Source organism: Bradyrhizobium sp. URHA0013, assembly GCF_000518345.1.
Classification (GTDB): Bacteria; Pseudomonadota; Alphaproteobacteria; order Rhizobiales; family Xanthobacteraceae; genus Bradyrhizobium.
In genome coordinates, this window is the sequence record NZ_JADK01000003.1 from 181899 (window position 1) to 196050 (window position 14152).

At 64.8% G+C, this 14152-nt stretch carries 13 protein-coding genes; 1 reads left to right on the forward strand and 12 read right to left on the reverse strand.

The window, feature by feature from the left end:
• Positions 1 to 73: 73 nt before the first annotated feature.
• From N551_RS0100875 to N551_RS38585, 5 genes are all read right to left on the reverse strand, one after another.
• Positions 74 to 901 carry an outer membrane protein gene (locus N551_RS0100875; RefSeq protein WP_027565341.1) on the reverse strand — a complete coding sequence of 276 codons (828 nt, stop codon included), beginning with the start codon at positions 899 to 901 and terminating at the stop codon, positions 74 to 76.
• 167 nt (positions 902 to 1068) lie between these two features.
• Positions 1069 to 1896, reverse strand: coding sequence for an outer membrane protein (locus N551_RS0100880; protein WP_027565342.1), 828 nt, complete (start codon positions 1894 to 1896; stop codon positions 1069 to 1071).
• A 234-nt stretch (positions 1897 to 2130) separates the two neighbouring features.
• Positions 2131 to 3378, reverse strand: coding sequence for an MFS transporter (locus N551_RS0100885; protein WP_027565343.1), 1248 nt, complete (start codon positions 3376 to 3378; stop codon positions 2131 to 2133).
• A gap of 238 nt (positions 3379 to 3616) precedes the next feature.
• Positions 3617 to 4960, reverse strand: coding sequence for a phosphoglucosamine mutase (gene glmM / locus N551_RS0100890; RefSeq protein WP_027565344.1), 1344 nt, complete (start codon positions 4958 to 4960; stop codon positions 3617 to 3619).
• Between the two features lie 220 nt (positions 4961 to 5180).
• Positions 5181 to 5348 carry a hypothetical protein gene (locus tag N551_RS38585; RefSeq protein ID WP_007596725.1) on the reverse strand — a complete coding sequence of 56 codons (168 nt, stop codon included), beginning with the start codon at positions 5346 to 5348 and terminating at the stop codon, positions 5181 to 5183.
• Positions 5349 to 5493: 145 nt separating this feature from the next.
• Between N551_RS38585 and N551_RS0100900 the strand changes: the two genes are divergently transcribed.
• Complete coding sequence (locus N551_RS0100900; RefSeq protein WP_027565345.1) at positions 5494 to 6630, forward strand: alpha-hydroxy acid oxidase; 1137 nt, start codon at positions 5494 to 5496, stop codon at positions 6628 to 6630.
• A 210-nt stretch (positions 6631 to 6840) separates the two neighbouring features.
• Here N551_RS0100900 and N551_RS0100905 read toward each other — a convergent pair whose 3' ends face one another.
• From N551_RS0100905 to N551_RS0100935, 7 genes are all read right to left on the reverse strand, one after another.
• The gene (locus tag N551_RS0100905; RefSeq protein ID WP_027565346.1) at positions 6841 to 7464 is read right to left on the reverse strand and encodes a hypothetical protein; all 624 of its coding nucleotides are present in this window, start codon (positions 7462 to 7464) and stop codon (positions 6841 to 6843) included.
• A gap of 15 nt (positions 7465 to 7479) precedes the next feature.
• Positions 7480 to 8106, reverse strand: coding sequence for a hypothetical protein (locus tag N551_RS0100910; RefSeq protein ID WP_027565347.1), 627 nt, complete (start codon positions 8104 to 8106; stop codon positions 7480 to 7482).
• A gap of 65 nt (positions 8107 to 8171) precedes the next feature.
• Positions 8172 to 9005, reverse strand: coding sequence for a shikimate dehydrogenase (locus N551_RS0100915; protein WP_027565348.1), 834 nt, complete (start codon positions 9003 to 9005; stop codon positions 8172 to 8174).
• 93 nt (positions 9006 to 9098) lie between these two features.
• On the reverse strand, positions 9099 to 10853 hold the full coding sequence (locus N551_RS0100920; protein WP_027565349.1) for a SulP family inorganic anion transporter: 1755 nt from the start codon (positions 10851 to 10853) through the stop codon (positions 9099 to 9101).
• Between the two features lie 110 nt (positions 10854 to 10963).
• The gene (locus N551_RS0100925) at positions 10964 to 11236 is read right to left on the reverse strand and encodes a helix-turn-helix domain-containing protein (RefSeq protein ID WP_007614761.1); all 273 of its coding nucleotides are present in this window, start codon (positions 11234 to 11236) and stop codon (positions 10964 to 10966) included.
• A gap of 176 nt (positions 11237 to 11412) precedes the next feature.
• The gene (locus N551_RS0100930; RefSeq protein WP_027565350.1) at positions 11413 to 13461 is read right to left on the reverse strand and encodes an elongation factor G; all 2049 of its coding nucleotides are present in this window, start codon (positions 13459 to 13461) and stop codon (positions 11413 to 11415) included.
• A gap of 152 nt (positions 13462 to 13613) precedes the next feature.
• Positions 13614 to 14093, reverse strand: coding sequence for a DUF992 domain-containing protein (locus tag N551_RS0100935; RefSeq protein ID WP_027565351.1), 480 nt, complete (start codon positions 14091 to 14093; stop codon positions 13614 to 13616).
• Between the last annotated feature and the right edge of the window lie 59 nt (positions 14094 to 14152).

The window sequence follows — 14152 nt, forward strand, 5'->3', positions numbered from 1 at the left end:
CTGCCCCCCGCGCATTCGGCGACAGAGCATCAGGACGGAGGCGGCCTGTCAATCGGCGCCGCGCGCCGGCGCGTCAGAACTTGTAGCCGAGACCGGCGCGAACGGTGTTGATGCTGGTGTCGACCGCCGAGCTGAAGCGGATGTATTCGTATTCACCGCGGAAGAACAGGCCACCAACCAGATTGACGTCGACGCCAAGACCGGCGGTGTAGCCGTAGATCAAATGGTTATGCTGGGCATCCGTCGAGCTCAGCAGCGCGAGTGGAGTATAGGTGCCGAGTTGGGTCGCGCTGATGCGGTCCTGCGCACTGACCGTGCGGATGATGTCGGCATTCCCAAGTGCGAGACCCGCGAACATGTAGGGCAGAAAGCATCCCCAGGCGTAAGCTGCGCGGCCGCGGAATGTCGCCATGTCGCTGATGTTGATCGATGACGTGGAGATCGCCGTGACGTCGTGAAAATTGCCGTCGGACAGGGCGACGGGGCTCACGCGCCGCTCCGACGCTGACGCCGTTCCACCAAACTTGCCGTGCAGGTAGCTGAATTCAAGGCCGAGTACGACATCGTCCCACTGGCCATTGTAGCCGACGAAAGCGCCGTAGCCGCTGGTACGCTGCGAAGCCTTGCCAAGTCCGAGGTTCCACTGCGATACACCCATCGAACTTTCGATCAAGGTATCGGCCAGCAACGCCGCCATCATGTTGCGGGTCGAGCCGTTGAAGTTCTCGTCCGACGAGCCATAGCCGCCCTGGGCGCCGATATAGCTGCCCTGCCAGTTGACGTTGGACTTGCTCAAGCCGTCGGTGAAGCCACCGCGCAGGATGGGAAGATCGGAAAGATCGGCCGCATGCGCCGCAGAGACCGTCCCCAACATCGCCGCCGCCAACAAAAGCCTACGCATCGAACGCTCCATCGAACTCGATCTTTCAGCCCTGATCATGGCTCGTTAACCTTAACCAATGGTTGCGTCGCAGCCTTTCGTCGCCGCTCGCCATGAAAAATACGCAAAGCGAAACGGCGCGGGATGATCCCGCGCCGTTAAGAAGTCCTAAGCGATGAGGCTGTCGATCAGCCCTTGGTGACGAGCGGCGGCATGTAGGCCGGCGGGCTGTTGAGATCCCAGCGCACGCCGAGCTTGACGTCGTGCGAGGTGAGCTCCTTGATCTTGATCGTTGACGGACCCGAGGCGCTGTTGTCGAACAAGCGATAGTTGCCGGGCGCCGCGTCGCCGAGGTTCATGTAGCTGTAGGCCAGTTCGACGGTGAACCCGGGATTGACCTTGTAGGCGAGACCGGCGTGGGCGGCCCAGGCGAGGTTCCACTTTCCGTTGTCGGCGAAGTAAGCGACGCTGTTGTTGAGCCCTGGGCTGTACGACACGCCGTCGTCGCGGAAGCCGCTGATCTTGTTGTAGGAGCCGCCGACACCGGCGCCGATGAACGGGGTGATGCACCACCAGGTGCCGAGATCGACATAGGCATTCGCCATGACGACCCACTCGGATTTGCTGCCGCTGTAATTGTTGACGCCGACGAAGCCGGGTCCAATGACGTTGTCGCTGCCGTGCAGATTGGCCCTGCCCCGGTACTGGCCGATCACGTCGCCACGGAACCAGTTGTTGAAGCGGTAGCCGACGCCGAGATCGAACAGCGTCGCCGAATCGAAGCCGAGTCCCTCCGTCGTCTTCGTAAACCCAGGCGCTACGGCGCCCTCGATGCTCTTGGCGCGCTGGTTGGTCATGCCGACGTCGCCGCGCAGATACCAGCCGCCGAAGTCGGCGGGCGGAGCCGGGGGCGCGTACATCGGAGGGGGCGCCGCGATCGGCATGTCGGCGGCGAACGCCATCGAGGAGATCAGGGTTGCCGCACCCGCGGCAAGGAGAGACTTAACGCTACGCATTGGCTTCGTCCTTTTGGCCGGTGAGGCAATACGGCGCCTCACGTTCTGGAAACTCACGGCCCGGACGATGCCAGCAAATGTTTAAGCGCCACTTAACCCTAATTTTTAAGCTTGATTTTTTCTAACCGTTCACGCGCATGCGGGGCGAGCGTTGCAAAAATGCAGCGCAAATGCGACGCCGTCGCCGCATGTCCTAACGATGTATGAAGCCGCGCTGCAGCAAGACAGGATATGTTAACGCGCGTGCCGCGGTAGCTTGGGCAGGAACACCGCAAGCAGGCCGATCGCCGGCAGATAGGCGCAGACCTGGTAGACGAACGCGATCGAGGTGTGGTCGGCAAGCTTGCCCAGCACGGCGGCGCCCAAGCCGCCGATGCCGAACGCGACACCGAAGAACACGCCGGAGATCATGCCGAAGCGATGCGGAACCAGCTCCTGCGCGAACACGATGATCGACGACGTCGTCGAGGAGATGATCAGGCCGATGATCACGGACAGCACCGCGCTCGCATAGAGCCCGGCATAGGGCAGCGCCAGCGTGAACGGCAGCGCTCCCAGGATCGAGATCCAGATCACGATCTTGCGGCCGAAGCGATCGCCCAGGGGACCACCGAGAAAAGCCCCGACCGCATTCGCCGCGAGGAAAATGAAGAGATACATCTGCGCGGCTTGCGTCGACACGCCGAACCGGTCGATCAGATAGAAGATGTAGTAGCTCGACAGGCTCGAGACGTAGAGCTGTTTCGAGAACAGCAGCGCGACCAGCACGAGGAGCGCAACGACGACGCGACGCGAGCTCGGCGCGTCGGGATGGGCTTGAGCCACCGCGGTCTTCTTCGCCTTGATCTGCGGTTCGTACCAGCGGCCGATGCGCCAGAGGATGAGGATCGCGAGGAAGGCGATCGAGGAGAACCAGGCGATGCTGCCCTGCCCGAACGGCACGACGATGAGCGCGGCCAGCACCGGTCCCATCGAGGTGCCAAAACTGCCGCCGAGCTGGAACACCGACTGCGCAAAACCGTAGCGGCCGCCGGAGGCCAGCCGCGCGATGCGCGCCGACTCCGGATGAAACACCGCCGAGCCGAGACCGACCAGCGCGGCGGCGACGAGGATGACGAGATATTGGTGGGCGGCACTGAGCAGCAAAAGACCAAAGAAGGTCGAGGCCATGCCGATCGACAGCGAATAAGGCTGCGCCTTCTTGTCGGTGTAGTGGCCGACCACCGGCTGGAGCAGCGAGGCCGTGAACTGGAAGGCCAGCGTGATCATGCCGATCTGCGCGAAGTCGAGCGCGTAGGTGTCCTTCAGGATCGGATACACCGAGGCGATCAGCGACTGCATGGTGTCGTTGAGGAAGTGCGAGAAGCTGATGCCGGCCAGCACGACATAGGCCGGCCCTGCGGCCTTGGCTGCTTGTGCCACGTCGCTGACGATGACGGGTTCGGTCAGCGCTTCCTCTGAGACGACGACAGGCTTGTTCACTGGAGCATCCCGGCGGGCGCGGCAGATTGCCGCGACAAGCTCATTACGATGCAGGGAGTGGTGGAACCACCGCCAATCGCAAATGGCTGCGATGCATCTCTTACCCTCTCCGCGAGTCCGGAATCGTAGGGTGGGCAAAGGCGCACTTGCGCCGTGCCCACCATCGCCCGACAGCGCAACAGAAGCGGTGGGCACGCTTCGCTTTGCCCACCCTACGATACTGTGGTCGAGGAAGAGCTTACGCCGCGGCCTGCCCGAGCGCCGAGACGATGGTATCGACGACGTCCTCGACCAGGATGCGATCCTCGCCCTCGCCCATGACGCGGATCACCGGCTCGGTGCCGGAGGAGCGGATCAGCAGGCGGCCGTGGCCGTTGAGCCGCTGCTCGCCGTCGGAGATCGCCGATTTGACGTCGGAATTGTCGAGCGGCTTGCCGCCCTTGTGACGAACGTTCTTCAGAATCTGCGGCAGCGGATCGAAGCGGTGGCAGACTTCCGACACCGGGCGGCGCAGCTTCTGCACCACGGCAAGCACCTGCAACGCGGCAACGAAGCCGTCGCCCGTGGTGGCGTAGTCGGACAGGATGATGTGGCCGGACTGCTCGCCGCCGAGATTATAGCCGCCGTTCAGCATCTGCTCGAGCACGTAGCGATCGCCGACCGGCGTGCGCACGAGATCGAGCCCCTGCGCATTGAGGAAGCGCTCGAGCCCGAGGTTCGACATTACGGTGGCGACGATGCCCGATCGCGACAGCCGGCCGTCTTCCTTCCAGCTCTGCGCGATCACCGCGAGCAGCTGGTCGCCGTCGACGATGTGACCGCGCTCGTCGACCAGGATGACGCGATCGGCGTCACCGTCAAGCGCGATGCCGATGTCGGCGCGCATCTCGCGGACCTTCTTCGACAGCGCTTCCGGCGAGGTGGAGCCGCATTCCTTGTTGATGTTGAAGCCGTCGGGCTCGACCCCGATCGGAATCACGTCGGCGCCCAGCTCCCACAGCGCTTCCGGCACCACCTTGTAGGCGGCGCCATTGGCGCAATCGACCACGACGCGCAAGCCGTCGAGCGACAGATCGCGCGGCAGCGTGCGCTTGGCGAATTCGATGTAGCGGTCATGCACGCCGTCGATGCGGCGGGCGCGGCCGAGACTGGCGCTCTGGGCGAGACGCTTGTCGATGGGCTCGTCGAGCAGCTGCTCGATCTGCTTCTCGACGTCGTCGGAGAGCTTGAAGCCCTGCGGGCCGAACAGCTTGATGCCGTTGTCCTCGAACAGGTTGTGCGAGGCGGAGATCATCACGCCGAGATCGGCGCGCATCGACTTGGTCAGCATCGCGACCGCCGGCGTCGGCATCGGGCCGACCAGCAGCACGTCCATGCCGACCGAGGTGAAGCCCGCCACCATGGCGTATTCGATCATGTAGCCGGACAGGCGGGTATCCTTGCCGATCACGACCCTGTGGCGGTGGTCACCGCGCTGAAACGCCAGGCCTGCGGCCTGGCCGACCTTGAGCGCGAGCTCCGGCGTGATCAGTCCGTTGGCGCGGCCCCGGATCCCGTCCGTCCCGAAATATTTGCGGCTCATATCGTCCCCCACGCGACAACCAGGGATCCCCAATACAACCTGCGAGTGCCCTGGCGGGACCCGCATCCCTGATTTGCTGAGGTCTTATAAAGCCATCGCGGCTAACTTGGCTTCAAAAAATATGATGAATCATTACGGAACCGGGCAGGCCCCGACGCTGATAACGTCTTGTTAACATTATATTTCCAGCGAGGACGCCGGAACAGGGCGGAACTCGCGCCTAGTCCGAGCGCTTCACATGGCCGTCCCCGCGGCTCGGCGCCGGCTGGGTGACATTGACGGGATCGGAGCCCGGAAAGGTCTCTTCCAGACCTTCCTCCAGCGCTTCCTCGAGATCATGCTTCTCCTTGATCTCCTCCGGCGTCGGTCCGGTGTGCGGCCTGGTCATGGCGCCCTCCTCTCCACAAAGGATTTGCAAACGATTTGGCTGTGCATCCAACCATGCTAGATGACCCCTCGATCTTCCGATGCAAGACTCATCCGCTACTTCCGATGCAGACTCTTCCGATACAAGACGGGCCGGGGAAACGTTCATGAAGCACATCACCTGTATCGACGATCTTCGCACACTGCATCAGCGCCGCGTGCCGAAGGCGTTCTTCGATTATTGCGACCGCGGCTCCTACGCCGAGGAAACGCTGCGCGCCAACCGCGATGACATGCAGGCGATCAAGTTCCGCCAGCGTATCCTGGTCGACGTCTCCAAACGCGATACCGCCACCACGATCCTCGGCGAGCCCTCGACCATGCCGCTGATGCTCGCGCCGGTGGGCCTGCTCGGCATGCAGCATGGCGACGGCGAGATCCATGCCTGCCGCGCCGCGCAAGCCGCCGGTATCCCGTTCACGCAGTCGACGATGTCGATCTGCTCGATCGAGGACATCGCGGCCAGTGTCGAGAAGCCGTTCTGGTTCCAGCTCTACGTGATGAAGGACCGCGGCTTCATCAAGGAATTGATCCAGCGCGCGATCGCGGCGAAATGCTCCGCGCTAGTGCTGACCGTCGATCTCCAGGTGATCGGCCAGCGCCACCAGGACATCAAGAACGGCATGACGGTCCCGCCCGAATGGTCGCTCTCGAAGCTATTGGATTTCGCCAGCAAGCCCGCCTGGGTCTCCGGCGTGCTGCAAGGCAAGCGCCGCACCTTCGGTAACATCGCCGGCCATGTGAAGAACACCGGGGACCTCAATCGCCTCGCGGAGTGGACGGCGTCGCAATTCGATACGTCCCTGAACTGGAAGGACGTCGAGTGGGTCCGCAGCATCTGGCCGGGCAAGCTGATCATCAAGGGCATTCTGGACGTCGAGGACGCCGAGGAGGCCGCCAAGACCGGCGCGCAGGCGCTCGTCGTATCGAACCACGGCGGCCGTCAGCTCGACGGCGCGCCGTCATCGATCGAGGTGCTGCCCGAGATCGCCGAGGCGGTCGGTGACAGGATGGAGATCATGTTCGACGGCGGCATTCGTTCCGGCCAGGACGTGATGCGCGCGCTCGCGCTCGGTGCAAAGTCCTGCATGATCGGCCGCGCCTACGCCTATGGCCTTGGCGCCGGCGGCCAGGCCGGCGTCGCCAAGGCGATCGACATCATCCAGAAGGAGCTGCTCACCACCATGGGCCTGTGCGGCGTCAACAGGATCGACGAGATCGACGAACATATCATTGCGATGTGAACCGCAGTGATGTGGCAAAAAGCAACCGCTTCAAACTCAGCCGTCGTCCCGGCGAAGGCCGGGACCCATAGCCACAGCGAGTAGTTTGGCGAAGATTGGTAGTTATTCAACCTTCGCGCGGTACTGAGACCTGCGCCCAACGATAGATCACGCGGTATGGGTCCCGGCCTTCGCCGGGACGACACTGAAGATGTCGCCGCAGCAGCACCCTTACATCGGCGGCGTCACTCCGTCGCGGCCGACGTTGACCCGGTTGGCTTCCAGCGAACCATCGTCCTTCTTCACCGCACCGAAAATGATCAGCTTGGCGCCGGGCTTGAGCTCGGATTTGTCGCTGGCCACGAAGGTGACGATCGGCGTGTCCGGGGGCACCACGACTTTCTTCTCGCCGTCCTTGTACTTGACCGTGATGTTCTGGCCGTCGGTGCCCTTCACCGTCTGCGCCACGGTGGCGTTGGTCATGGTCGAGTTGGCGCGCGCATCCCAGGGACGAAAACCTTCGGCCGCGCCGCGCTGGTTTTCAGGGAAGATGTGCACCGCGATCGCCTTCTGGGTGCCGTCGGGCTCGGGCATTCCGGTGACGCCGATATAGGAGCCGTCCTTGATCTCCGACAACGACGTCTTCACCACCGCGAAGACGGCGACGTTGTCGGTCATGCGCACCTTCACGTCGCTGCCTTCGCGGGTCTTGATTCCGAGCGTGTTGCCGTCGACGCTCTCGATGGTGCCGCGGATGCGGACCGTCGGCGTCTGCTGCGCCAGGGCGGATGACGTGACGATGCAGGCGGCGAATGCGGCCACGCCAACGCGTGATATCCAGCTTCTCTTCGACATGTTGTTATTCTCCATTTACATCGGCGGCGTCAGGCCGTCGCGGCCGACGCTGACGCGGTTGGTTTCGAACGAGCCGTCCGGCAGCTGCTTCATGAAGGCGATCACCTTGGCGCCGGCCTTCAGATCGGATTTGTCGCCGGGCACGAAGGTCACCACCGGCGTATTGTCGGCGACGAACACCTTCTTCTCGCCGTCCTTGTACTTGACCAGCAGCGTATGGCCGTCATTGCCGACGACGCTCTCCGACACGGTCGCATTGGTCATGCTGGAGTTGGGCTTGAGGTCATAGGGTCGCGAGCCCTCGCCGGTGCCGCGCATGCTCTCCGGAAACACGTGGACCTCGACCGCGTTCGCGCCGCCGTCCGGTCCCGGCACGGTGGTGGCGCCGACGAAGGAGCCGGGCTTGATGTCGCCAAGTGAAATCCTGGTAATGCCCGACACGTTCACGTCGGAGGCGATGTGCAGCTTGACGTCCTCGCCGCTGCGCGCCTTGACCTGCATCGTGTCACCATTGACGCTTTCGATCGTGCCGCGCACGCGCGTCGGCACCGGCGCCCTTTGCGCAAGTGCCGAAATGGTCGAGACGGCCACCATCGCGACGGCGATGAGCGGACGTGTGAAAGTTGCACGTTGAACAGACATGATGGTCTCCGATTGTCCCTATCGCCCTTACGGACATAGAACTCCGGAGGTTACGCGCTATTCTCTCAAGTCTTTGTGAGATCGGCCTCGACCAGCGCGCGCAGCTCGGCCGTGACCTGCGGCCGCTGGCCGAACCACAGCTCGAAGCCGCGGATCGCCTGATGCAGCAGCATGCCGAGCCCGTCGGCGGTTTTCAGCCCGCGCGCCTGTGCGGCCGCGAGCAGCGGCGTCACCAGCGGGACATAGACGAGATCGGCGACCACGGCGCCATCCGCCAGCCGCGCCACGTCAAGGTCGAGTGAAGGCTGGCCGTCCATGCCGAGCGAGGTCGTGTTCACGAGAAGGTTTGCACGCGGCAGAACGTCGTGGATGCTGTCCCACGCAACAGGATGCACGTTCGGCCCGAACTGCCTTGCAAGCATCTCGGCCCGGGCGATGGTGCGATTGGCGAGATGGACGCAGCTGATGCCGCGTTCGAGCAACCCGAACACGATGGCGCGCGAGGAACCGCCGGCGCCCAGCACCAGCGCCTCTTCGGCTGCGTCCCAGCCGGGCGCGCTGGCATCGAGATTGCTGATAAAGCCCTCGACGTCGGTGTTGGTCGAGTGCAGCTCGCCGTCCGCAAACCACAGCGTGTTGGCCGCACCGACCGCCCGCGCGCGGGCATCGGGCGTCGAGAGCTCAAGCACGCCCTCCTTGTGCGGGATGGTGACGTTGGCGCCGACGAAGCCGCGCAGCGACAGCCGCAGCACGAAGTCGCGCAGATTATCGGGTGGAACCGCCTCGATGACATAGCCGCCCTCGATATCGAGCGTGCGCAGCCAGTAACGATGGATCAGCGGCGAGCGCGAATGCGCGGCCGGCCATCCGATCAGACAGGCTGCGGGAGCCTTGGTCACGGTCGTCCTCCCCTGGGGTCGTTTCGGAGGCGATCCATTTCGCGTCCCGCAAGCCCTGTCAAGCGCGCGGGCCGTCTCGGGAGAGGCTCGACGTCAGGTCGTGCCCGCCTCACCGGCCGCGGGCTGCGCCGCGCCACCCTTGATGTCGGCGACCGCACGCGCGATGGTCTCGCGATAGCGGGCGCGTGGCGGCGTGACGCCATGGGTGAGCAGCGCGCGGCGCACCGCAGGCGACGCCCCCGTGATGAACAGCCGGATGCCCTGGCGGTGGGCCTTGGCGGCGACGCGGCCGAGCACGTTGGCCGCGGTCGAATCCAAAAACGGCACCGCGGCGAAATCGACCACGAATCCCTTGCGCTTGTCGGCGATGCCGTCGAGCACGCTGCCGATCGCCGAGGCCGCGCCGAAGAAGAACGCGCCGGTGATGCGATAGACCAGCACGTCGCGATCGACCGCGAGCGCGGGGTCGTAAGGCACGCGCTCGCCATTTTCGTCGTCGGGACGATCGGCGGCCACCATCGGCGAACGTTCCTCGATGCCGGTCATTTCCGCCATACGATGGATGAACAGCACCGCACCGAGCGCGAAGCCGACCAGAATCCCTTCGGTCAGATCGCGGAAGATGGTGAGCAGGAAGGTTGCGAGCAGCACCACGGCATCGCCCCATGACGAGCGAAGGAGCGTCGCGAATTCGTGCTTCTCCGCCATGGTCCAAGCCACCACGACGAGCACGGCGGCGAGCGCGGCCAGCGGGATGTAGCTCGCGAGCGGCGCTGCGATCAGCATGAACAGCAGCAGAAAGACCGAATGCAGCATGCCCGCGAGCGGCCCCCGCGCGCCGGCGCGGATGTTGGTCGCGGTACGCGCGATCAGCCCCGTGACACAGATGCCGCCGAACAGCGCCGCGCCGACATTGGCAGCGCCTTGCGCCACCAGCTCGCAATTGGAGCGGTGACGGCGACCGGTCATGCCGTCGGCCACCACCGCCGACAGCAGCGATTCGATGGCGGCGAGCAGCGCGAAGGAGATCGCATCCGGCAGCACGGCGGTCGCCTTTGCGAGCGAGAACGCAGGCAAGGCCGGCGAGGGCAGTTCGCGCGGAATGCCGCCGAAGCGCGAGCCGACGGTCTCGACCGGCAGCGACAGCACGGCACATGCGACCGCCGCGAGCACGACCGCGATCAGGATGCCCGGCCAGGACGGCAGCCAACGTCGCAGTCCGGCGATGATGGCAATGCTGACGATCGCGACCGCGACGGCCGACGGATTGACGGTGTGCAGGCCGCCGGCAAGCGCGACCAGTTTCGGAACGAACTCGCTCGGCTCCTTCGCGAGGAGCGTGATCCCGCCGAGATCGCGCAGCTGGCTGGCGAAGATGATGACGGCGATGCCGGCGGTGAAGCCGACCGTCACCGGATACGGAATGAACTTGATATAGGTGCCGATCCGCAGGAAGCCCGCAGCGATCAGGAACAGGCCCGCCATCAGCGTCGCCAGGATCACGCCGTCGACCCCGTGACGGTCGGCGGTCGCCGCAACCAGCACAATGAAGGCGCCGGCAGGACCGCCGATCTGGAACCGGCTGCCGCCGAGCAGTGAGGCAATGAAGCCGCCGACAACAGCGGTGTAAAGTCCGCGGTCCGGCGTCACACCGGAGGCGATCGCTATCGCCATCGACAGCGGCAGCGCGACGATCGCAACTGTGAGGCCCGCAAACACATCGGCGCGGAAATCCGACCAGCCGTAGCCCTCGCGCCATACGGTGACGAGCTTTGGCAGATAGAGTTCGGTGAAGGTCGGCCGACGAAGCTGGTGCAGCTTGCCTGCGTGTTCGCCTGTGATGCTCATTTCAGCAAAATGCTCCGCTGCCCACGACGCTCCGATGCATCGTGCGGCCGCGTATCGGGGCGCGACGGTGCGTTAGTTAAGACTGCTTCCGAGCATGATCATTTGCGGGATCACGCCCCCACCCGACGCGGCGGCCCCGGCTCCTTGAGCCGAACGCCACGTCCGCCGCCTTCGCTGCGCGCCTGTTCGCCGATCAGCTCGACGCCGGCCCGATCAAAGGCTTCGACCACCTTCATCAAGGTCTCGACCACGCCACGGACGTTGCCGGTGCTCGCCTCCATCCGCTGAATGGTCGGCAGCGATACGCCTGCAAGCTCCGCCAAGGCCCTCTGGTCAATGCCGAGCAGCGCGCGCGCTGCCCGCATCTGGAACGACGTGATCACCTTGGCCTCACGTATTAACGATTATAAATGATGTCTGGAGCATGCACAATGATGTAAAATACATCAAATTGAGCCGAACGCAAGAGGGCCCTCGCCGCCACGTGCTCCGCATCGCCCTCTCCCCGTACGAACGGAGAGAGGGCGAGAGCAGTACGTGCCTCACTGCGAGAGGCAGCTCACGCCGCGTGCTGATGCGCAGCGATGATCTGGTCGGCGGCGCGCCCCGTGACTTCGGCCATGTGGTCGAACTGGCGGGTGAAGCTGCCGGCGCCTGCCGTGGCCGAGCGCAGCTCGACGATCAACTCGCCGATCTCGGCTTCCGGCATCATGGCGCGGACGCAGTCCCATCCGCTCCAGCCGTCGCGGGTGTCGAAGCCGAGGATCTGGCCGCGACGCGCCGACAGGATCGCGTTGATCTTGGCGGTGGCGTCGGTCGGGCAGACGATCTCGACCACGTGGATCGGCTCCAGCAGCACCGACTGGCATTGCGGCAGGCCTTCATTGAGCCCGACCCGCGCCGCCGTGCGAAAGGCGAGGTCGGAGGAATCGACGCTGTGATAGGAGCCGTCGGTCAGCGTCACCTGCAAATCGGTGACCGGGAAACCGAGCGGGCCACGCGCAAGCCCGTCGACGACGCCCTCTTCCACCGCGCCGATATAGTTGCGGGGCACCGCACCGCCGACCACCTTCTCGGCGAACCTGAAGCCCTCACCGCGCGGCAGCGGCCTGATGTCGAGCACGACATCGCCGAACTGGCCATGGCCGCCGGACTGCTTCTTGTGGCGACCGCGCTGGACGATCGGCTTGCGGATGGTTTCCTGATAGCCGATCGCGGGCGGATGCGAGGCGACCTTGACGCCGAAACGGTCGCGCAGCCGCTCGCTCGCGACGCGCAGATGCATCTCGCCCTGCCCCCACAGCACGGTGTCGTGGGTTTGCGCGTTCATCACGAAGACGAGCGAGGGATCCTCCTCGTGCAGCCGCATCAGCGCCTGGCCGAGCTTGACGTCGTCCTTGCGGTCGGTGGCCGCAACCGAGATCGCGAGCACCGGCGGAGTGGGTTCGCTGGCGGCGAGCGCTGCCGGCTGGGTCTTGCCGTTCGAGACCGTGTCGCCGGTCTTGATCGGGTCGAGCTTGGCGAGCGCCACCGTGTCGCCGGCTTCCGCCGCGGCACGCTTGGTGTCGTAGGCTCCGGTGACGGCGAGGATGCCGGAGATGCGGCTGGCTCCGCCGGAGGAGGATTGCAGGGTGGCACCGTCGTCGAGATGGCCAGCGAGCATCCGTGTCAGCGACAGCTTTCCACCGTGCTGCGAGTGCAGCGTCTTGAAGACGAAGCCGAGGGCGTCCCTGGTCTCGGGAACGCCGAGACGTTTTGCGGTCTCCGCGATACCGGGCGCCTCGTGGCGCAACGCTTTCATCAAACGCAGCACGCCGTTTTCGCGTGCGGCGGCGCCGAGCAGCACGGGGCAGATCAGCCCGTCGCGCAGTTCGCGGGCGAGATCGTCGAACACGGCATCGCGCGGTGGCGGAATGTCCTCGAGCAGCTGCTCCATCAGCGCATCGTCGTGATCGGCGAGCTTCTCCAGCATCGAGAAGCGGGCCTCCTTCTCGCGATCGAGATCACCGCCTTGAAGCGCGACCACTTCGGAGGCCTTGTGCTCGCGGTAAATGAACGCGCGCTCCAGCGCGAGATCGACGAAGCCCTCGATCAGCTCGTCCTTCCAGATCGGGATCTGGCGCAGCACAAGCGGCACGCGAGAGGCGGGCTGGAGCATCTCGAGCGTCTCGCGGATGCGCTTGTTGGCGCGGTCGATCTTGTTGAGGAACAGGAAACGCGGGATCTTCAGCTCCTCCAGCTCGCGCAGGATGATCTGAAGCTGCGGCAGCTTCTTCTCGTCGGCTTCGCAGACCACGATTGCGGCATCGACCGCGGGCAGCGCGGCGCGCATGTCGTGGGCAAATTCGACGGAACCGGGACAATCGAGGAAGGTGTAGCTGTCGCCCATGAAACTCGTGGTGACGGCAGTCAACCCGACGGTCATCTTGTGATGACGGGCCTCTGGCGTGGCGTCGCCGACGGAGGTTCCGGCATCGACGCTGCCGGCGCGAGGGATTGCGCCGGTTCGTGCCATGATCGCTTCGAGAAGTGTGGTTTTACCGCTTTGGAAAGGGCCCACCAGCGCGATGCACCGTGGACCTCGGGGACTTCTGACGTCTTGTCCCATTCGCCGCCTCCTTGGTGTGGAGCTCGGCCCATGATTGGGTCGGCAAACGCCGATGCTCTGCCCGTCCCCGAGATTTGGCAAGCATCAAACGTCGCTGCGGTGCGTCGTCGCGGGAATCGCGCCGGAGCGACGCGATTCACACACGGGAGTTGTTAACGGCCCGGGCGGAGTTCCAGGCTCTCGAGGCCGGCGGCGACGTTGAGGCCGACCTGGCCCTGCACGCTGAGCGGCTGGAGCGCGATCGAATTGTTGGAGCCGCCGACCAGCACGTTGCCGCCGAGGCCGACACCAACGGAGGCGCTGCCCTGCGCACCGGCGTAGTTGCCGGCGAGGTCGCCCGGTCCGAGTCGGTTCACCGGCGCGAACACGCCCCACGCCAAAGCCGTCTCCTGGGTGATGCCGATATCCAGGCCGACCTTGCGGATGGTCGCGACGTAACGGTCGTCCGGCAAACCATCGACCCGCAGCACGCAACCGAGATGGGTCACCGATCCCACGATGAAGCCCACGCTGGCGCCGCCGCGGCATTCGAGCACGCCCACCTGCACCATCCGCGATTGCGCGCTGGCGCCCGCAACCGAGGCAACGAGGCTCGCAACGGCAAGCCCGGCGAGGAGGAGTGAACGGCGCATGAAAATCTCCGGCGATGAATGCGATGCGAGCATGGGGGCGCGGCACACACCGCGCGATG